The following is an 18,615-nucleotide window of genomic DNA, read 5'->3' as shown; positions in this document are numbered from 1 at the left end:
GCCTGCCGGGGGCCGCGCGGCGCGGCGTTCCCACGGAGGTGCCTCCGGTCCGAAGCACTGGGGCTGCGCCTGCCCCCGACGCACGCCTCCAAACACCGTCCAGGTTTTCCCGCCGGAGTCCGGGTCACCCGTCATCCGTCACACCCCTGCACGAGCCGTGCCCACGTCCTGCCCGCGTCCTTGCCCATGTCCCCGCCCACGCCCGCCCCCTGTCCACGCCCACCCTCACCCCCACGCCCACCTCCACGCCCGACGGGCGTGGTTCCCCCGGCCCCGGGAGGCCCCTTCCATGAGCGTCAGAGTCTCCGACCACGTCCTGCGACGGTTGCGCGCATGGGGAGTCGAGCACGTCTTCGGGTACCCCGGCAGCGGTCTCCGCGGCCTGCTCGCGGCGTGGGGGCGGGCCGGGGACGAGCCGCGGTTCGTGCAGGCGCGGCACGAGGAGACGTCCGCGCTCCAGGCGGTCGGCTACGCCAAGTTCAGCGGCCGGCTGGGGGTCTGCGCGGCGGCCTCGGGGCCGGGCGCGGTCCATCTCCTGAACGGCCTGTACGACGCGAAGCTCGACCACGTCCCGGTCCTGGCGATCGTCGGCACGACGGACCGGGCGACGGAGGGGACGGCTGACGGGTCGACGGACGCGACGGCGGTGAGCGGCGGGCTCCGACGGGAGGTGGACCTGCACGCGCTGTTCGCGGACGTCGCCTCGGAGTTCATGGCGACGGTGACCGCCCCCGAACAGCTGCCGGACGTCCTGGACCGGGCGATCCGCACGGCGTACGCCCGGCGCTGCCCGACCGTGGTCGTCATCCCGGCGGACATCCAGGATCTCGTGTACGCGGCCCCCGAGGACGAGTTCACGACCTCGGTCCCCGGCCCGGACCACGACGACCCCGCTGCCGTCACGTCGGACGTCCCGTCGGACGAGTCCCTGCGGCAGGCGGCCGAGATCCTCAACTCCGGTGACAAGGTGGCGATCCTGGCAGGTCAGGGTGCTGCCGGGGCGCGCGCGGAGGTGGAGCGGATCGCCGAACTGCTCGGCGCGGGCGTGGCGAAGGCGCTGCTCGGCAAGGACGTCCTGAGCGATGAACTCCCCTACGTGACAGGGGCGATCGGCCCGCTGGGCACCCGGCCCTCCTACGAGCTGATGCGCGACTGCGACACGTTGCTGACGATCGGCTCGTCCTTCCCGTACGCGCAGTACCTGCCGGAGTCCGGCAGGGCGCGCGGCGTACGCATCGACGTGGATCCAAGGGCGGTCGATCCACAGCCGGTCGATCCACAGCCGGTCGGGATGCGTCCCCTCTACGAGGTGAACCTGGTCGGTGACGCGAAGGAGACCCTGCGCAGGCTGATCCCGTTGGTCCGGGGCGCGGAGCGCGGCCGGGAGTGGTTCGACACGGTCTGCGCGAACGTCCGGCGCTGGGACGAGGTGTCCGAGCGCCGGGCACGGCTGTCGGCCGATCCGATCAACCCCGAGTACGTGGCCCGGGTCCTGGACCCGCTGCTGCCGCCCGACGCGATCGTCACCTGCGACTCGGGCTCGGTGACGACCTGGTACGCCCGCTGCCTCAGCATGCGGCCGGGCATGCGCGCGTCCCTGTCCGGCACGCTCGCGACGATGGGCTGCGCGGTGCCGTACGCCATCGGCGCGAAGTTCGCCCACCCGGACCGGCCCGCGATCGCCCTGGTAGGGGACGGCGCCATGCAGATGAACGGGCTCGCGGAGCTGATCACGGCGGCCAAATACCGCGACCGGTGGCAGGATCCGCGGCTCGTCGTCGCGGTCTGGAACAACCGCGACCTCAATCACGGCACCTGGGAGTTGCGCGCCACGGAGGGCGCTCCGTCCTTCCTGCCCTCGCAGCAGCTGCCGGACGTGCCGTACGCGCGGTTCGCCCGCTCGCTGGGGCTGACCGCGGTGCGCGTGGAGCGGCCCGAGGACGTGGCGGCGGCCTGGCGGACAGCCCTGGAGGCGGACGGTCCCGCACTCGTGGAGTTCCTCACCGACCCGGCCGTGCCGCCGCTCCCGCCGCACACCACCTGGGAGCGACTGGAGGCCACGGCCGCGTCGATGCTCGCGGGCGACGCCGACCGGGGCGCGGTGATCCGGCAGGGCCTGAAGGCGAAGGTCCAGGAGTTCCTGCCGGGGCGGGAGCAGGGCGAGGACACCCACGGTTGACGATGAGGGGGTGACCCACCGGGCGTCCGGCCTACCTGCCGGTCTGCCTACCTGCCGGCCGGCCTGTGGGCGTGACCGACCGCCGCTGTGCCGTCTGCGGGTGCGTCAGCCGGCCGAGCAGGTCGTCGAGGGTGACGATGCCGGTCAGCCGGCCGGTGCCGTCGCGGACGACGGCGAGCGAGGCGCGGCGTCGGCGCAGTTGCTCGATGGCGTGGCTGATCGTGTCCTGTTCCGTCAGTTCCGGCAGCGGACGGGCCAGGTCGCGGGCCGTGGCCGACCGTCCGCGGGCGCGGGCGATGAGCGCGTCACGCGCGTGCACCGAGCCGACGACGCGGTCGCCGTCGCGTACCAGCAGCCGGTTGCGGTCGTGTTCGGCCGCCAGGGCCAGGATCTCGTCCACGTCCGCCGCCGCGGGCACCGCGGTGATCTGCGCGGCGGGCACCTGGAGGTCGCTCACCGGGTTGTGCGGCTCGGTGAGCGAGCTGGTGAGCAGGCCCGAGTCCGTCTCGCTGATCAGGCCGAGCCGCTCCGACTCCTCGATGAGACGGGTGAGCTGCTCGCGGTCGTGGACGGCGGCCAGCTCGTCGCGTGGCGTCACGCGGCACAGCCGTACCAGTGCGTTGCTCACCCTGTTCAGCAGCCCGATGACGGGTCGTACGGCTTTCACCACGCCGCGGAAGGCCGGCGCGAGCAGCATCGCCGACCGTTCCGGGTGGGCGATGGCCCAGGACTTGGGGGCCATCTCGCCGACCACCATGTGCAGGAAGACGACGACGGTCATCGCCACGGCGAACGCGATCGCGTAGCTCAGTGAGGCGGGCAGGCCCAACCGGTGCAGCAGGGGGTCGAGTTCGTGCGAGATCGCGGGCTTGGAGACCGAGCCGAGACCCAGCGTGCACACGGTGATGCCGAGCTGGGCGCCGGCCAGCATGAGCGACAGCTCGCGCATCCCGGCCAGCGCGGCCCCGGCGCCCCGCCTCCCCTCGGCCACCGCCTTCTCCACGCGGTGCCGTCTGGCGGCGACCAGCGCGAACTCGGCGGCGACGAAGAACCCGCTGCCGATCAGCAGCAGCACGGTGACGAAGAGCGCCATCGGGAAACTCATGCCTGCTCCTCCACCGTGTCCGCCTGCTCGTTTGATCGCTCGATGCGCACGCGCTCGGGCACGTGCCGGTTCAGCGTGTGCACGTCGATCACGGCACGGCCGCCGTCCGGCAGCCCGACGGTGACGCGGTCGCCGATCGTCGGGAAGCGGCCCAGCCGGTCGACGATCAGACCGGAGACGGTGTCGTAGTCCTCCTCCTCGGGCAGTGCGACGCCGGTGGCGTCGGCCACCTCGTCGAGCCGGCGGCCGGCGTCCACCAGCCAGCCCTCGCCGTCGCCGACGGCCAGTTCCGTGACGGTGTCGGACTCGTCGGCGATGTCGCCGACCAGTTCCTCGGCGATGTCCTCGTAGGTGACGATGCCCGCCACACCGCCGTGCTCGTCGAGAACGACCGCGAACTCGTCGCCCCGCTCGCGCATCCGTTCGACCGCGTGCGGGAGCGGCAGGGTGTCGGGCAGCAGCAGGGGTCGGCGGCCGAGAGCGCCGGCGGTGGTGGCGGTCAGCAGGCCGGCGGGCAGACGCGTCAGCTCGCGCACGCCCAGCACGCCGGCGACGTCGTCCGGGTGGTCGCCGAGGACGGGGTAGTTGGAGTGCCCGTGCGTGCCGATCAGGTCGATCGCCTCGGCGGCACTGGCGTCCTTGCGGACGAAGACGGCGTCGGCGCGCGGCACCATCACCTCGTCCAGGGTGCGCTCGGAGAAATCCAGCGCGTGGTCGAGCAGCGCGGCCGTGTCCTTGGGCAGTTCGCCCTGCTCGTGGGACTCGCCGATGAGGTGGCCGAGCTCCTCCAGGGTGGCGCCGTGGTGCAGCTCCTCGACGGGCTCGATGCCTACCCCGCGCAGCAGCCTGTTCGCCGCGCCGTCGAAGACGCGCACCAACGGGCCGACGACCCTCAGGTACGCGATCGTGGAACCGGCGAGTGACTTCGCCAGCCGTTCGGGCACGGCGATCGCGAGGTTCTTCGGGGCCAGCTCGCCCAGCACCATCTGCACGACCGTCGCGCCGACGAAGGCGATCACGACGGAGACGACGGAGGCGGCGGCGTCGGGCACGGCCAGGCCGGACAGTGCGGGCTCCAGGAGCGCGGACACGGACGGTTCGGCGATGAAGCCGACGATCAGCCCCGTCACGGTGATGCCGAGCTGCGCGCCCGACAGCATGAACGACAGCCGCTCGAGCACCGTCAGCGCACGGGCGGCCTTCCGGTCCCCCGCCTGCGCCTCGCGGGCGAGGGCGAGCCGGTCGGCGGAGACGTAGGCGAATTCCTGGGCGACGAAGTAGCCGGTGCCGGCGGTCAGCACGAGCACCGCCAGCAGGCCCAGTACGGCGCTCATGACACTCACCGGGCATCACCGCCCTGCCGTGCGCCGTACGGGGGCGGGGCGTGGCCGGACGGCTGGGGATCGTGCCCCGAGGGGTCCGTCGACGTGGCGGACAAGCGTTGCTCTCCTGAGGTAGCGGTGTGACTGGAGGAACGACAAAGTCCCCGTCAGGGTTCCCCGCGCCCGAGGGGCCCTCGCCGTTCGCCGTGGAAGCACGCTGATGCCGGTCGCCGTGGCAGCACGCCGGTGCCGTGGCCGGAACTAGGCGGAGCCGCGGACCGTGCCGACGGCCCTCAGGGTGCGTACCGCCGCGCCTTTGAGAGCGGGGTGTTCGCGCACCAGTCGGTGGGCCGCCCGCAGCGGCTCACGGCGGAGCCAGTGCAGGGCCGCGCCCGGGCCGGACGTGCGCAGTGCTCCTTCGTGGACCATGAGGTCGCCCGTCTTGAAGGAGTTCTTGTACGCGGCCTCGCCTCTGCCGAAGTCGACGAGCCGGATGCCGGACGCGGCGGCGGCCTCGATCATGCGCAGGTAGAGGATCCGGCCGGGTGAGAAGGTGGCGACGCTTCGGTCGTAGGAGGGGAACCAGCAGGAGAGGACCGTGCGGGAGCGCAGGCCGAAGTGGGCGGCGACGGGCCTGTCACCGGCGTAGAGCACCGAGAGGTCGCCGGAGCAGTGGGGTGAGTCCGAGTCGGCGAGCAGGGCGACGAGGTGGGCGATCCATGGCTGGGTGAAGGGGTCGCGGCGGCCGGTGCGCCGGTAGTGGGCGGACTTCCAGCCGACGAGGGTCCGCAGCGCCGCCGGGCCGCGTTCGCCGTGGACGAACCGCAGCGGGCCGAGGTGCCGGGCCAGGCGGCGCTCCTGGGCCCGGGTCGCCTTCAGCAGGCTGCGCGAGTGGGCGCGCAGGTGAGCCTCGTACGCCTCGTATCCGTGTGCGAGGTCGACGACGGGGGACGCGAACCGGCCCGTCGCGTACGGCAGGAAGAGGTCCTGGCCGCTTTCGAGGTGGTTGAACTCCCAGGCGTTCAGGGAGCAGGCGCGCAAGAGGTGGTGCGGGTCGAGGTGTGAGTCGTCCGGGTGCAGGACGGCGCCCTGGCAGTCGGAGACCCCCAGGCCGACCGCACGGCCGTGGCCCCATCGGCCCCGCTGATAGGGGAAGTAGCCGACCGCCTGCCGCTTGCGGCGCAGCACCGCCACGCGGGCGTCTCGGCGTACCCGGCCGACGGCCTGGGTGAACTCGGCGCTCATGAAGGGGTTGGCGGGGGCGGCGGTCGTGGCGCGTCGGAGTTCGTTCCAGAGGGCGAGGTCGCCCGGCGTGAGTTCGCCGGCGTGCACGATGTCGATGCGTGGAGTCGTCATGGGGGGTCCCTGGGTTCCTGGGTTCCTGGTTCGCGGCAAGAAGGTCGTCGTCCGCCGGGGCCGTGCGAGGCGCGCGACGGGTCGGACCCGCGGGGGGAGGCGTACGGCGCGACGGCGTGCGGTGCCATGTCGCGTGCGTGCGGGCGTTACCGGTCGGGCAGCGCTAGGGAGGGCCCCGTCGGCCGGACGCGCCGGTGAGCAGCACCTCGGAGCGGCACCGTTCGTCGGCGGGACGGCCTCCCGGGAAGCGGCTCGGGTCGACGGCGGGGACCGTGGACGTCCGCGCGGACAGCAGAGCGCAAAGGCGACGGAAAAGGCTCCGCAGACCCGACTGGACCATGCCCGAGAGCCGGAACCGCGAACGTGCCACGGCGCGCAGCGCGCACACCGTGACCAGGGTCATCGCCAGATGGATCGCGCCGCCCACGCCTTCGTGGAGCGTCCCTCCGGCGGGACCGGGACCGAGGCCGGGGCCGGGGGCGAAGGAGAACCAGCAGCTGGCCGCGACCTGTGCCGACACCATGGCGGCGAGGTCGGGCAGCAGGGCGCCGGACCCGGAGGCACGCGGCCGCAGCAGGGCGCCCGCGAAGAAGACCAGCGCCACCACCAGGCAGGCGGCGAACGAGGCGGTGCGCGCGAAGACCAGGTGATGGCCGGCGGCGGCCAGGGCCGTCGTGGTCGCGGCCAGGCCGACGGCCGACAGTGCTCCGGTACCGGCCGCGCCGTCAGCGTGCGGAAGGCCGCGGCAGGCGAGAGGGAGCGGGTGCGCGGTCATGTCTCGTCCATGGTCGAGGAGACACGCGTGCCGACGGTCCGGAACGGCGAAACCGCCCGGTGCGAACGTTCGGGCGACCGGTCACGTCTGCGGGTGAACCCGCGCGTGAGCGGTGCGGGTGCTCGAGGTGCCGCTTCCTCCCGTCCGGCAGACCCGCGGACCGGCCGACACGGCCGACACGGCCGACACGGCCGACTGAAAGTGCGGCAGCCCGGAAGCCCAGAAGCTGGCGGACCGCAAGTCCGGCAGTCAGCCGTCCTGCCGTGTCGTCGCCGTGTCCGGCCCGGCCGCCGCGTCGAGGAGGGGGCGAAGCTCGTGGGTGACGGCCTTCAGGGCTCGTACGTCCTGCTCGGCGCGGGCGATGAGGAGCGCGCCCTCCAGGGCGCTGATCATGAGGGTGGCGAGCGCGCGGGACCGCTCTTCGGGGACGCCCATGTCCGTCAGCGCACGGGCAACCGGCTCCGTCCAGGCGGCGAACGCGGCGGCCGCGGCGGCCCGGGTGGACGCCGCGGTCTGGGCGCAGTCCACCGTGGCGGCCGCCACCGGGCAGCCTCCCGCGAAGCCGGCGGACGCGTACTCGTCCGTCCACTGCCTCACCATCTCGGCCAACAGGCCGCCGGGAGTCGGCTCGGGCAGCGCGGCGAGGAAGCGGGCGACCCGGTTGCCCGCGTACCGGCCCGCCCAGCCCACCGCCTCGTTGACGAGCTGCTCCTTGCCCCCGGGGAAGTAGTGCTGGAGCGATCCGCGGGGCGCCCCCGCGTGGGCGGCGACCTCGCGCATGCCGGTCGCGGCGACACCGCCACGCCGGATGAGCTGGGCGGCACTGAAGACCATCCGCTCGCGCGGTCCTCGCTCGGACACCGCCATCGCCCGCCTCCCAGCCCGTGATCGGCACTCGCGTCGGCTCCCACTCTATGACCGGCGTCATAGAACGGACTACTATGACCGCTGTCATAGTCAGGGGCGGCGGCGGCAGCGGTCCGCCGGCCGCCCGGCGGAAAGCGCGGTGCATCGTGGACGACGTCAAATCCGCCGGTCTCGCCGGTCTCGCCGGTTTCATCGGGCTCGGGGTCATGGGGCAGCCCATGGCGCTCAACCTCGCCCGCACCGGTGTCCCCCTCCTGGTGTGGAACCGCACGGCGGGCCGGTGCGACCCCCTGCGCGCCGCCGGCGCCGAGGTCGCGGCGGGCCCCGCCGAGGTCTTCGCCCGTGCCGGGACCGTGATCCTCATGCTGGCCGACGAGGCCGCGGTCAACACGGTGCTCGCGCGCGGCACGGCGGAGTTCGCGGCACGCGTCGCCGGACGCACCGTCGTGCACATGGGAACGACCTCGGCGGAGTACTCGGCCGGCCTTCAGGACGACGTCCGGGCCGCGGGCGGCCGCTATGTCGAGGCACCGGTGTCCGGTTCCCGTGTTCCTGCCGAGCAGGGGGAGCTGGTGGGGATGCTGGCGGGCGACCCGGACGCCGTGTCGGCCGTACGGCCGCTGCTCGGCCCGCTGTGCCGGGAGACCTTCGCCTGCGGGACGGTTCCGGAGGCGCTGCTGATGAAGTTCTCGGTGAACCTGTTCCTGATCACGCTGGTCACCGGCCTCTCGGAGGCGTTCCACTTCGCCGACCGGCACGGGCTCGACCGGCGCCTGCTCCGGGACGTCCTGGACGCGGGCCCAATGGCCAGCGCCGTCTCCCGGACGAAGGCGGCGAAGCTGCTGACCCGGGACTTCAGCGTGCAGGCGGCCGCGGCCGACGTCCTGAAGAACAACCGGCTGATCGCCGAGGCCGCCCGCCGGACCCGGCTGGCCTCGCCGCTTCTCGACGTCTGTCACGCCCTGTACGGCGAGGCCGTCGAGCAGGGGCACGGCGGCGAGGACATGGCGGCCGTGCTGCACGCGCTCGAGACCCGGACCGGAACGGGCGTCGGCGTCGGAGCCGTCGACGGGGCCTGAGCCGGCCGGGCCGCGAGGGAACGGAAGAGCCGGTTCCCGACGAGGTCGTGTCGGCCTCCCGTCCTCGGGTACGCGGTGGTCGACGCACGGCGAACCGGCCGCGCACCCGGGGAATCTCGCGGAACTCCGCGGAACGCGGGAACCCGGAACCGACCCGGACCCGGAACCCGGAACCCGGGAAACAAGGATCACGCCGCAAGGACACGGAAAGGACGTGGGAAAACCATGCGCATCGCGTTTCTGACGGCGCCCGAGGGCGTCGAGCAGGTCGAGCTCACCGATCCCTGGCAGGCGGCGGTCGACGCGGGTCACGAGCCCGTTCTGGTGTCGACCGAGCCGGGCAAGGTCCAGGCATTCAACCATCTCGACAAGGCGGACACGTTCGGTGTGGACGAGGTCGTCGGCGAGGCGTCCGCGGACTCCTTCGACGGGCTGGTCCTGCCCGGTGGCGTCGCGAACCCCGACGCCCTGCGCTCCGACGACAAGGCCGTGGCGTTCGTCAAGGACTTCCTCGGCCAGGGCCGGCCGGTCGCCGCGATCTGCCACGCGCCGTGGACCCTCGTGGAGGCGGACGTCGTGCGGGGCCGGGTGCTCACCTCATGGCCGAGCCTGCGGACGGACATCCGCAACGCGGGCGGCACCTGGGTGGACGAGCAGGTGAAGGTCTGCGACCACGGACCCGGCAAGCTGGTCACCAGCCGCAAGCCGGACGACCTCGAGGCGTTCTGCGAGACGTACCTGCGCGTGTTCGCGCAGGAGGCGGCCTGAGGCGAAACCGGGTGGCCCCGCGTGCCGTCCCCGGAATCGGGTCCCGGATGCGGCCGAGGAATCCGGCCCCGGTGCGGGCTCACGCCTCGCCGGGGCCGCGCCTCGAGCCCGGGCCCCACTTGCCGACGGGCGTGGCCACGGGACCGGGCTCCCCGGTGGCCCTGATCCCGGCCGGGGTCTGACGGGCGCCGCCGTTCGCCCCGGGGCCCCGTTCCCTGGCCCCCTCGCGGGTGCGCCCGGGCGAGACGAACCGGCGCGGGTTGCGGCGCAGGTACTCGCCCTCCAGCTGGGCCATGCGGTCGTTGTGGGCGCGCAGGGCGTCGTTCGAGCCGTGCAGCAGGGTGTCGTGGCGCGTGCGGTGGATCGTCTCCAGCTCTTTCATCAGCTGCTGGTCGTCCAGCCGGTCCGGGTCGACTCCGGTCATCGTGGTGCCCCGCTCGTCGTGTTCGTCCATGCGGTCCGGGTACCCGCCCGGGAGTGGTGTCAGCACTCCGGCGCGGCGCAACCCGGGAGGGAACCGGGGAGCTCGTGTCTCTGCCTCCACTGTACGAACATTCCGGCCCCCGGGCCTCCGTGCACGTCGACGCCCCGGCGGCACGGGGAACGCCCGGCGCGGGCCGTCTCCGCACGGACCGCCTGGTGGCGACGGCCTGCGCGGGCCGTCTCTGCACGGACCGCCTGGTGGCGACGGCCTGCGCGAACGGCCCGCGGCGCCGGTCAGCGGGCGCGCTCCACGCGCCGTTCGTCCCACACCGGCTCCGGGGTCTCCCGGACGCGGCCGTCGCTGCCGAAGACCAGGTAGCGGTCGAAGGAGCGGGCGAACCACCGGTCGTGCGTGACGGAGAGGACCGTCCCCTCGAAGGCTTCCAGGCCCTCCTGGAGTGCTTCCGCGGATTCCAGGTCGAGGTTGTCCGTCGGTTCGTCGAGGAGCAGGGCCGTGACGCCCTGCAGTTCGAGCAGCAGGATCTGGAAACGGGCCTGCTGTCCACCGGAGAGGCGATCGAATGCCTGTTCGGCTTGCTGGGTGAGCTCGTAGCGCCGCAGCCGGGACATGGCCGCCCCCCGGTCCTGCGCGTGTTCGCTCCACAGGATGTCCAGAAGGGTGCGGCCCAGCAGCTCGGGATGGGCGTGGGTCTGGGCGAAGTGCCCGGGCACCACCCGCGCGCCGAGCTTCCACTCCCCCGTGTGCGCCACGGACTCGCCGGCCAGCAGCCGCAGGAAGTGCGACTTGCCCGAGCCGTTGGAGCCGAGGACGGCGACCCGCTCGCCGTAGAACACCTCCAGGTCGAAGGGCTTCATCAGGCCGGTGAGCTCGAGTCCCTTGCAGGTGACGGCCCGTACGCCGGTGCGGCCGCCCTTGAGACGCATCGTGATGTCCTGTTCACGCGGCGGCTCGGGCGGCGGACCCGCCTCCTCGAACTTGCGCAGCCGGGTCTGGGCGGCCTGGTAGCGGGACGCCAACTCATGGCTGATGGACGCGGCCTGACGGAGGTTCAGCACCAGCTTCTTCAGCTGGGCGTGCTTCTCGTCCCACCGGCGGCGCAGCTCCTCGAAGCGGGCGAAGCGTTCGCGGCGGGCCTCGTGGTAGGTGGTGAAGCCGCCGCCGTGCACCCAGGCGTCGGCGCCGGCCGGCCCCGGTTCGACGGAGACGATCTTCTCGGCGGCGCGGGAGAGGAGTTCGCGGTCGTGGGAGACGAAGAGGACCGTCTTACGGGTCTCCTTCAGCCGTTCCTCCAGCCACCGCTTGCCGGGCACGTCCAGGTAGTTGTCCGGCTCGTCGAGCAGCAGCACCTCGTCGCCGCCGCGCAGCAGCGCCTCCAGCACGAGCCGCTTCTGCTCGCCGCCGGAGAGGGTCCGCACGAGACGGAACTGGGCCTTGTCGTAGGGGATGCCGAGCGCGGCCGTGGTGCACATGTCCCACAGCGTCTCGGCCTCGTACCCGCGCACCTCGGCCCAGTCGGAGAGGGCCTGCGCGTACTGGAGCTGAGCGGCCTCGTCGTCGACGGTCAGGAGGGCGTGCTCGGCCTTGTCGACGGCCCCGGCCGCCTCGCGGATACGGGGCGGGGCGACGGACACCAGCAGGTCGCGCACGGTCGTCTCGTCCCGTACGGAGCCCACGAACTGGCGCATCACGCCCAGGCCGCCCGAGACGGTGACCGTCCCGCCGTGCGGTTTCAGCTCACCCGAGATCAGCCGCAGGAGCGTCGTCTTGCCGGCGCCGTTGGGCCCCACCAGGGCCACCACGGCCCCTTCGCCCACCCGGAAGGACACGTCGCCGAGCAACGCCCTCCCGTCGGGGAGGTAGTACTCGAGGTGCGCGGCTTCCAGGTGTCCCATGGTGAGGCATTCTGCGGGCCGCTCCCGACCCGCGGCAAACCGAATATCCGCGCCCCGCACGGTGTCCACATAATGGAACAGACTGTCTCATCATGCGAGCGGCGGCATACGGTGGTGACGCCGGGCGACCGGGCGGCCGGTTCGCCGAGCAGTCGAGAGGGGAACAGCCATGCCGAAGGCACGGGAGACCGCCGTCTACACGCACGGACACCACGAATCGGTGCTGCGGTCGCACACCTGGCGGACCGCGGCCAACTCCGCGGCCTACCTGCTCGGCTCTCTGAAGCCGCACATGAAGATCCTCGACATCGGCTGCGGCCCGGGCACCATCACCGCCGATCTGGCCGCCCTGGTCCCCGAAGGACACGTCACCGGCGTCGACCACGCCCCCGCGATCCTGGAGCAGGCCCGCTCCACCGCGGCCGAGCGGGGGCTCGCCAACGTGGACTTCGCGGTCGCCGACGTCCACGCGCTGGCCTACCCCGACGACACGTTCTGCGTCGTCCACGCCCACCAGGTGCTCCAGCACGTCGGCGACCCCGTGCGGGCGCTGCGCGAGATGCTGCGGGTGACCAGGCCGGGCGGCTTCGTCGCGGTCCGCGACTCGGACTACGCGGCCATGACCTGGTACCCCGCCTCGCCCGGCATGGACGACTGGCTGGACCTGTACCACCGGGTGGCCCGGGCCAACGGGGGCGAACCGGACGCCGGGCGCCGGCTGAAGTCCTGGGCCCTGGCTGCCGGGTTCACCGACGTGACGGCGACCTCCGCCACCTGGACCTTCAGCACGCCCGAGGAGCGGGCCTGGTGGGGCGGCCTGTGGGCCGACCGCACGGTCGCCTCGGCGTACGCTGAGCGCGCCACAGGGGGCGGGCATGCCACGCCGGAACAGCTGCGGGCCGTGTCACAGGCCTGGCGGGAATGGGGGCGGCGGGAGGACGGCTGGTTCAGCGTTCTGCACGGAGAGATCCTCTGCCGCAAGGCCGCCTGAAGCGCCGGCCCGTCATTCCCCCGGGGAACTGCCCGGCATCCCCCGGGGGAATCCGACCGTCATTTGGCCGGGGGAATCTGCCCGCCGTTCCCGGAGGGTCTGCCCGTCATTCGCGGGGAAGCAGCGGCCCGAGCGGCCCGAGGTCCAGATTGAGGTCTTCGGGTCGCAGTCCGTAGCGCTCGCGCAGTTCGGTCATGCGCTCGTCGAGCAGCATCAGGGTGAGTCCGATGCGCTCCTCCTGCTCCTCGCTCAGGTCCCCCGTGTCGAAGCGGCGCACCGCCTGCCGTTCCATCAGCTGGCGCAGCAGTTCCACGACGGTCAGGACGAGCTTGACCAGATCGCGCTCGACGGTGTCGGGCTCGAGGTCGACACGGTGGCGGCGGTCCGTCACAGCAGATCCTCCCAGGGCGACGGCACCTGCTCGTTCACCGAGCTGATCAGCGCGTTGAGATCGATGCGGACGAGATCGACGTCCGCGATGCGCAGGGTGATGTCCCCCGTGATCACGACCCCGCCGGCCAGCAGCCGGTCGAGCAGGTCGACGAGGGCGACCTCACGGCGCTCCACGACGGTCATGCGTCCTCCCCCGGCCCGCCGGCCCCGACTTCCTCCGTCATGTCCACGAAGGAATAGGCCGCCCACGGCCCGGTGAGCTCCACCCGTATCCCGGGCTCCTCGCCCTTTGTGCGGTCCACGATCTCCACGAACTCCTCGGACTGTGCGCGCGGCACCAGATAGGCGGCGTTCAGCACGTTCTGCCCGGACGCCTCGGAGAGCGCGGAGTTCTGCGGCGGGTGGAGCCTGGCGTCCTCGGCCCGCGCGGACAGCGTCGCGTGCAGCCGTGCGGCGAACTCCTCGGCCCGCTGCCAGGTGTCCTCCTGGGCCCGCGCCAGGGTGCGCCGCTGCCTGAGGTAGTCACGGCCCGAGACCGGCCTGGCGGCCGCCGGCTCGGGCTCCCGCGCCTCGGGCTCGACGTACACCTTCACGCCCCACTCGACCCGCCCGTCGAGCCGGTCCAGGGTGCGCAGGAAGTCCTGCTCGCGCTCCTCCATCATCACGCGGACCCCGCTGTCGTCCCGGAAGACCGTGGCGAGCCGGAGCGGCAGCGGCGTGGTGACGGCCGTCAGGGCGTCGATGACCTGCTGATGGGCCCTGGCGGTCTCCGTGAGCCAGTCCAGGTCCTCCAGACGGCGGCGGAGCGGCTCCTCCGCGAAGTCTCGCTCCGGCACATGGCTCACCACGGCGATCAGGCCGTGGTGAGCGAGCAGCCGGGGCGGATCCCCCGCCACACCCGACAGGGCGGTCTGCAGGGGCGCGCCGAGGGGGCGGCAGACGGCGTACACGTAGCGCAGTCCGTTCACGGGGACTCCTTCCTGGCGTTCCCACGGGCCTCACGCGGAGCGTCCCGCCGCGGTTTCTGCCGCGCGCGGGCCGGCTCCAGTTCCTCCGGTTCGGCCAGCTCCTCCGGCTCGGCCAGTTCCTCGGGCTCGGTCAGCTCCTCCAGCCGGGCGAGCCGCTCGCGCAGCTCGGCGTTCTCCCGCGCGAGCTCCTTGCGGCGGGCGCCGGAGGACAGGGCCGGGTCGTCCTCCCACCAGTCGATCCCCATCTCCTTGGCCTTGTCGACCGAGGCGACGATGAGCCGCAGCTTGATGGTGAGCAGTTCGATGTCGAGCAGGTTGATCCGGATGTCGCCCGCGATCACGATGCCCTTGTCCAGGACACGCTCGAGGATGTCGGCCAGGTTGGCTCCGCCGCCCTGGCCGTACGGCTCCGGCATCCGGCTCGCCATGGTCATCGACGACTCCTGCGCTTGTCGTCCACGTCCTCGTCCTCGGGCTCCTCCTCGTCGTACTCCTCGTACTCGTCCTCGGCCTCGGCGTCCGTCGGCTCGCCGCCCTCTTCCGCTTCGGGCCGCTCCTCGTCGTCGTACGCCTCGTCCTCGGCGTCCTCGTCGTCCTCGTACTCGTCCTCGGCGTACGGGGCGTCCTCGTCGTCCTCCTCATCGTCCTCCCGACGGCCGTCCTCGGCATCCCGCGGCTCGCCGTCGTCGTCGACCTCGCCGTCGTCCGCGCGGGCCTCGGCGTCCTCGTTCTCGTCGTCGTCCCGGTTCTCCTGCTCCTCCTCCTCGGCCATCGCGTCCTCATGGGAGGTGACGACCTCGCCGTCGCGGATCTCGCCGCGCCAGCTGTCCTCCGCCTCCCCCTTGATGGTGATGAAGCGGGCGAAGTTCTTCAGGTCGAGACGGGCACGGCGGCCCTGGGCACGCCAGATGTTGCCGGTCTTCTCGAAGAAGCCCGTGGGGTAGTACTCGATGACCAGCAGGATCCGGGTGAGGTTCTCGGCGAGCTCGTGGAAGGAGACGACGCCCTTCGTCGTGCCCTTGGCGCCCTCCGACGTCCAGGCGATCCGGTCGTCCGGCACCTGTTCGGTGGTCTTCGCCTTCCAGCTGCGGTTGGACCAGAAGACCTTCGCCTGCCAGTCGCTGGTGACGTCGTCGGCGCGGTTCGCGCTCTTGACGCCCTTGGCGAAGGTGCTGAAGTCCTGGTACTGCGTCCACTGGTCGTAGGCGGTACGCAGCGGCACGCCGACATCGATCGTCTCCATGATCACGGTCGGCTTCTTGCCCGCGCTCTTCTTGCCCTTACCGCCACCGAGGCTCTTGAAGGCGCCGGTCACCTTGTCCTTGGCCCGTGAGGCGCCGAGTTCCAGCGCGGAGCGCAGCGGCCCCTTGCCCTCGGCGAGCTTCTTACCGCCGTCGAGGGCCAGTTTGGCGAAGCCGGGGCTGTTGCCCTCGGCGATGTCGTTGAGCTTGGACGTGGTGTCGCCGAGCTTGTGGCCGACGCCGGTCAGCACGCGCGTGGCCTGGGCGGCGAGGTACTCCTGCACCTCTTCCTTGAGCCGGTCGGCGGCCTCGCTGTGAGCCAGTCCCGAGAGCGGGTTGCCGTTGCCGCCGGCTGTCTTGCCCGCGGTGTCGGAAGCCGCGGAGGTCGCGGACTTGGCGGATCCGAGAGTCTCGGTCATCGGTCGCCGCCTCCCTTCGGCCGCCGGGACCGGGACGCGGTGCCCGAGGCGGTCTTCGCTGCGGTCCTCGTGCCCGGCTTACCGGCCGACGCGGTCTTCTTCGCGGCCGACGTGCGGGCCGGGGCCTTCCTGGCGGGCGCCTTCTTCGCCGGTGCCTTCTTCGCCGACTTCTTGGCGGGCGCCTTCTTGGCCGGCGCCTTCCTGGCCGCGGTCTTCCTCGGCGGCGCCTCCTCCTCGTCGTCCTCCTCGTCGTCCTCGGCCGTGTCCTCGGCTTCGTCGTCCTCGGCCGCGTCCTCGGCTTCGTCGTCCTCAGCCGCGTCCTCGGCTTCGTCGTCCTCAGCCGCGTCCTCGGCTTCGTCGTCCTCAGCCGCGTCCTCGGCTTCGTCGTCCTCAGCCGTGTCCTCGGCGGTGTCCTCGGCGTCCTCGTCCTCAGCGGTGTCCTGAGGCTCGTCGTACTCCTCGTCCGCCTCGTCGTCCGCGTCCTTGCCCGGCACGACGCCCTCGAGCTGGTCGCGCACCTCGGCGGTGCGGCCGTGCAGACGGTCGGCCAGAGCCTCGATCTGGCGCTCGACCAACGCCCCGGAAGCCGCCTTGCCGACGCCGCGCAGGTCGTTGCGGAGCTGGTCGCCGATCTCCTTGAACTGCGGGTTCTCCTTCAGCTGCTGGGAGACCAGGTCGCCGATGCCCTTGGGCGTCAGGTTCATCTTCTTGCCCGCCACGAACGAGCCCACGGCCAAGGCCAGCTTCAGCTTCTTGGTACGTCCGAGGAAGTACCCGGCGCCTATCGCGAGGCCCAATCCCATTCGGTTCATCCTGACCACCCGTCGTCCGTTCCCGCGCTTCTGCGCGTCGCGCTCTCCATCCGGTCGAGGAGTTCGTCCTCTTGGCGGTCGAACTCCTCCTCCGTGATCTCACCGGCGTCCAACTGCTCCTCCAGCCGGGCGAGTTCGGCCCGAATGGTGCTCGGGTCGTAGTAGATCCGCTCGGCCTCCTTCAGCACCTGGCCCATCACCCAGCCGCTGCCGCGGACCGGGGCGAACGGCAGAAGAAGCACCTCTGAGATGAGTCCCATGACACGCCTACTCCCCAGTGGCGCCCGCGGGTTCGGGTTCGGCCGGACCGGGCTCCACGAAGCTGTACGGCGGAAGCGGCCCGTTGACCCGCACCTCGAGATGCGGACGGCTCTTGCGGAGCTCCTCCGCGGCCTCCAGGAAACCGGCCGCCGAGTCGCGATCCACCAGGAAGGACACGTTGACCAGCCAGCCCGTGGACTCGGGGCCCACGCTGACGTGCGCGGCGAGCGGCTCGAGGTGCTGCCGCACGTCCGCCGCGTCCTCGGCCTCCTTGGCCTTGACCGCGGCGGCCACCATCTCACCGAGCTGCAGACGCTCCTCGTAACTGCCACCGCCGGACTGGCGGTTTGCCTCGGCCAGGCCCCGCAGCTCGGGGCTCTCGGCCATCACCTGGTGCAGCACCGCCTCCTCGACGTGCGAGGCCTTGACGTTGTACTCCACCCGGCCCTCGAGGACGTCCAGACGCTCCTTGTAGTGGTCGGCGCGCTCGGCGAGGACCCCGGTGACGGAGCTGTCGTCCGGTGCGACGCTGCCGAACCGCATGGGCAGCACGCAGCCGCCGGCGCCCGCCTCGGCGAGCACGGCCTGGTGGGCGAGCAGCTCCCTGCGCTTGGGCCGCAGCCCCTCGGGGGCGTCGCTGACGATCGCCGCCAGCTCGCCCTCGGTCAGGACGCGCACCGGCAGCGGCGGCTCGCCGACACCGGCCAGGCCGTCGGGAAGGGCCGGGTGCGCGCCCGCGACGATGCCGTAGACGTAGGTGCTCACTCCTGCTCCTCCTTCCGGCGCGTGGAGGTGCTCTTACGGGCCCGGGGCCTGGCCTCGCGCTCACGCTCCCCCGAGGAGCCGTCGTCACGGGCCTGCTTGAACGCGTCGGAGATGGTCTCCGCCGCGCCCGACAGGGCTCCCTTGGACTTACCGCGGGCGCCGGACTCGGTCATCTCGCCGACCAGGCCGGGCAGGCCCGGGTCCTTGCGCGGCCCTGCCTCCAGGTCCAGTCGGTTGCACGCCTCGGCGAAGCGCAGATAGGTGTCGACGCTGGCCACCACGACCCTGACGTCGATCTTGAGGATCTCGATGCCGACCAGGGACACCCGCACGAACGCGTCGATGACGAGACCCCTGTCGAGGACGAGCTCCAGCACGTCGTAGAGGCCGCTGGAGCCACCTCCACCGCCGGACTGTTGTGCCGGGACAACGGTCATGTCTACCGCGCCTCCTTGTCTTGAAGATCTTGAAGTGGATGGTTGGACACCGGTACGAGCGGGCGGCCTAGCGACCGCCCTGCCGATGTGCGTCGGCCCGCCCGCGCTCGTAGCGGCGGACACGCCGGTAACCGGTGAGCTGTCCCGCGGAATCGAGGTCGACCTGGTAGCTCGCCATCAGGCTCATCGTGTCGGGCACCCGGGCCAGCTCCATGACCTCGATCTCCAGGGCCCAGCCGTCCTCGGTCTGCTCGAAGGACGAGACGCTCTCGGCGGTCATGCCGGTCAGCTCCGCGAGCTGGGCGCGCGCCTGTCGCAGCACGTCCATGGGGCCCGGCCGGTCTTCTGCCACGTCGTCTCCGCCTTTCCCGTGCCGAGGAGCCTTCGGCCTGTCCGGATTCCTCGAATCGTCAGAACTGTTCGAACTACGTGAACTGTGTGAGCCATGTGAGCTGTGTGAACTGCGTGATTCGCCTGAAGGGCGTGAAGAGCGTGAAGTATCGGTATCGTCCCGATCGCGCGAACGTTCGGGATCACGTG

General features: G+C 72.1%; 19 protein-coding genes and 2 pseudogenes. 4 read left to right on the top strand and 17 right to left on the bottom strand.

The features are described from left to right. The first annotated feature begins 289 nt into the window (after positions 1-289). Complete coding sequence (locus QF032_RS33035; RefSeq protein WP_307058901.1) at positions 290-2,179, top strand: thiamine pyrophosphate-requiring protein; 1,890 nt, start codon at positions 290-292, stop codon at positions 2,177-2,179. Positions 2,180-2,210: 31 nt separating this feature from the next. Here QF032_RS33035 and QF032_RS33030 read toward each other — a convergent pair whose 3' ends face one another. The 5 genes from QF032_RS33030 to QF032_RS33010 form a co-directional block, all read right to left on the bottom strand. After that, positions 2,211-3,284 (bottom strand): hemolysin family protein, encoded by a 1,074-nt coding sequence (locus tag QF032_RS33030; RefSeq protein ID WP_307047521.1) that lies wholly within the window; start codon positions 3,282-3,284, stop codon positions 2,211-2,213. Next, the gene (locus QF032_RS33025) at positions 3,281-4,618 is read right to left on the bottom strand and encodes a hemolysin family protein (protein ID WP_373430410.1); all 1,338 of its coding nucleotides are present in this window, start codon (positions 4,616-4,618) and stop codon (positions 3,281-3,283) included. Before QF032_RS33025 ends, QF032_RS33030 begins: the two co-directional genes overlap by 4 nt. Positions 4,619-4,867: 249 nt before the next feature. After that, complete coding sequence (locus tag QF032_RS33020) at positions 4,868-5,962, bottom strand: GNAT family N-acetyltransferase (protein WP_307058898.1); 1,095 nt, start codon at positions 5,960-5,962, stop codon at positions 4,868-4,870. A 163-nt stretch (positions 5,963-6,125) separates the two neighbouring features. Continuing rightward, a complete protein-coding gene (locus tag QF032_RS33015; protein ID WP_307058896.1) occupies positions 6,126-6,737 on the bottom strand; it encodes a hypothetical protein in 612 nt (203 codons plus the stop codon). Between the two features lie 249 nt (positions 6,738-6,986). Continuing rightward, positions 6,987-7,604, bottom strand: coding sequence for a TetR/AcrR family transcriptional regulator (locus QF032_RS33010; protein WP_307047511.1), 618 nt, complete (start codon positions 7,602-7,604; stop codon positions 6,987-6,989). 74 nt (positions 7,605-7,678) lie between these two features. On the opposite strand from QF032_RS33010, the gene QF032_RS33005 reads away from it, so the two are divergent. Together QF032_RS33005 and QF032_RS33000 are read left to right on the top strand one after the other, a co-directional pair. Further along, positions 7,679-8,683, top strand: a complete 1,005-nt coding sequence (locus QF032_RS33005; protein WP_307058894.1) for an NAD(P)-dependent oxidoreductase — start codon at positions 7,679-7,681, stop codon at positions 8,681-8,683. A gap of 225 nt (positions 8,684-8,908) precedes the next feature. Continuing rightward, complete coding sequence (locus QF032_RS33000; RefSeq protein WP_307058893.1) at positions 8,909-9,451, top strand: type 1 glutamine amidotransferase domain-containing protein; 543 nt, start codon at positions 8,909-8,911, stop codon at positions 9,449-9,451. A 199-nt stretch (positions 9,452-9,650) separates the two neighbouring features. Here QF032_RS33000 and QF032_RS32995 read toward each other — a convergent pair. Then, positions 9,651-9,905, bottom strand: a pseudogene (locus tag QF032_RS32995) (DUF6158 family protein); the annotation flags it as partial. Between the two features lie 263 nt (positions 9,906-10,168). After that, on the bottom strand, positions 10,169-11,788 hold the full coding sequence (locus QF032_RS32990; protein WP_307058891.1) for an ABC-F family ATP-binding cassette domain-containing protein: 1,620 nt from the start codon (positions 11,786-11,788) through the stop codon (positions 10,169-10,171). Between the two features lie 169 nt (positions 11,789-11,957). Between QF032_RS32990 and QF032_RS32985 the strand changes: the two genes are divergently transcribed. Beyond that, on the top strand, positions 11,958-12,779 hold the full coding sequence (locus QF032_RS32985) for a class I SAM-dependent methyltransferase (protein ID WP_307058889.1): 822 nt from the start codon (positions 11,958-11,960) through the stop codon (positions 12,777-12,779). Between the two features lie 106 nt (positions 12,780-12,885). On the opposite strand, the gene QF032_RS32980 is transcribed toward QF032_RS32985, so the two are convergent. The 10 genes and pseudogenes from QF032_RS32980 to QF032_RS32935 form a co-directional block, all read right to left on the bottom strand. Next, positions 12,886-13,170: a gas vesicle protein K gene (locus QF032_RS32980; protein ID WP_057582193.1), complete on the bottom strand. Its 285-nt coding sequence runs from the start codon at positions 13,168-13,170 to the stop codon at positions 12,886-12,888. Beyond that, positions 13,167-13,355 carry a gas vesicle protein gene (locus QF032_RS32975; protein WP_107446739.1) on the bottom strand — a complete coding sequence of 63 codons (189 nt, stop codon included), beginning with the start codon at positions 13,353-13,355 and terminating at the stop codon, positions 13,167-13,169. The genes QF032_RS32980 and QF032_RS32975 overlap by 4 nt, the downstream gene beginning before the upstream one ends. Then, positions 13,352-14,140: a GvpL/GvpF family gas vesicle protein gene (locus QF032_RS32970; RefSeq protein ID WP_306947604.1), complete on the bottom strand. Its 789-nt coding sequence runs from the start codon at positions 14,138-14,140 to the stop codon at positions 13,352-13,354. The genes QF032_RS32975 and QF032_RS32970 overlap by 4 nt, the downstream gene beginning before the upstream one ends. Then, positions 14,137-14,574: a gas vesicle protein gene (locus QF032_RS32965; RefSeq protein ID WP_307047501.1), complete on the bottom strand. Its 438-nt coding sequence runs from the start codon at positions 14,572-14,574 to the stop codon at positions 14,137-14,139. Before QF032_RS32965 ends, QF032_RS32970 begins: the two co-directional genes overlap by 4 nt. Beyond that, entirely contained in the window at positions 14,571-15,800 is a 1,230-nt protein-coding gene (locus QF032_RS32960) for an SRPBCC family protein (protein ID WP_307058887.1), read from the bottom strand. The genes QF032_RS32965 and QF032_RS32960 overlap by 4 nt, the downstream gene beginning before the upstream one ends. After that, positions 15,797-16,612, bottom strand: a complete 816-nt coding sequence (locus QF032_RS32955; protein WP_307058885.1) for a DNA primase — start codon at positions 16,610-16,612, stop codon at positions 15,797-15,799. Before QF032_RS32955 ends, QF032_RS32960 begins: the two co-directional genes overlap by 4 nt. Beyond that, entirely contained in the window at positions 16,609-16,872 is a 264-nt protein-coding gene (locus QF032_RS32950; RefSeq protein WP_307047495.1) for a gas vesicle protein GvpG, read from the bottom strand. Before QF032_RS32950 ends, QF032_RS32955 begins: the two co-directional genes overlap by 4 nt. Before the next feature lie 7 nt (positions 16,873-16,879). Further along, positions 16,880-17,638: a GvpL/GvpF family gas vesicle protein gene (locus tag QF032_RS32945; protein WP_307047493.1), complete on the bottom strand. Its 759-nt coding sequence runs from the start codon at positions 17,636-17,638 to the stop codon at positions 16,880-16,882. Further along, the gene (locus QF032_RS32940; RefSeq protein ID WP_307047491.1) at positions 17,635-18,075 is read right to left on the bottom strand and encodes a gas vesicle structural protein GvpA; all 441 of its coding nucleotides are present in this window, start codon (positions 18,073-18,075) and stop codon (positions 17,635-17,637) included. Before QF032_RS32940 ends, QF032_RS32945 begins: the two co-directional genes overlap by 4 nt. 67 nt (positions 18,076-18,142) lie before the next feature. Continuing rightward, positions 18,143-18,424 (bottom strand): annotated as a pseudogene (locus QF032_RS32935) (gas vesicle protein GvpO); the annotation flags it as partial. Between the last annotated feature and the right edge of the window lie 191 nt (positions 18,425-18,615).

The sequence above is a fragment of the Streptomyces achromogenes genome (genome assembly GCF_030816715.1).
In the GTDB taxonomy this organism is placed as follows: Bacteria; Actinomycetota; Actinomycetes; order Streptomycetales; family Streptomycetaceae; genus Streptomyces; species Streptomyces achromogenes_A.
This window is presented reverse-complemented; position numbering and strand designations above follow the sequence as displayed.